The 704-nt window shown below is 50.3% G+C and carries 1 protein-coding gene; it reads left to right on the forward strand.

What is annotated here, in order from left to right; genetic code table 11:
• Positions 1-704, forward strand: a 704-nt coding sequence (locus tag HJG39_RS19345; protein WP_268412067.1) for a toxin TcdB middle/N-terminal domain-containing protein, incomplete at both ends; no start/stop codon positions are given.

Consider the following 704-nt stretch of genomic DNA (forward strand, 5'->3'; position numbering starts at 1 on the left):
CACTTTGTGGAAAGTAGCACTGGCAGCATTAGCATTACCGAGCAGACCACCGACATCATTGGCTCAGCATCAGGCTCGATAGTGGTGGATGCCTTTGGTAAGGGCCTTGAGGATGTCATTTTTGTGTATGGTGGCTGTGACACCAGTGCGTGTGGTTTTAGCGACCCCGTTTCTGGCTCTATGTTAGAAGGCAAAGCCCTTAATCATGTGTACATCAATAAAAACTACGGTGCGGCCAACAGTGTGGTTGGTGCAGGCGATGCCATCAGTGAAACTGATTATCAGCCGGTGGACATGCTAAAAGGCGTGAACAATGGCGTGGGCTTGCAAAGTCAGTGGACACACAGGCCACTTTCCAGTGATGAATACGACAGCGCCCATGCTTCATTCTATCAAACCAACTTTACCGATGTGGTGGATGGCTTAAGTCGTGGCACCCAAATTCACTTTGCCTCAAGCATGTATGCGGTCGCCCAATTTAGCCAAAGCAGTGGTGTGGGGAGCGGCGCAAGCAGCTTCAATACCACCCAGTACCAATATGATGGCGCGGTGTATGACATTCTAGGTCGTGGCTTTAGGGGCTTTAACGGGATAACCGAAATCGACCTTGCCAATGGCACGACCACCTATACCGACTTTAAACAAAGCTTCCCGTTTTCCAGTGCCATTGAGCAGCAGTTCCGCTTTGAAGGCACCAATGTGGA

It is taken from the genome of Alteromonas sp. a30 (genome assembly GCF_026788005.1).
In the GTDB taxonomy this organism is placed as follows: domain Bacteria; phylum Pseudomonadota; class Gammaproteobacteria; order Enterobacterales; family Alteromonadaceae; genus Paraneptunicella.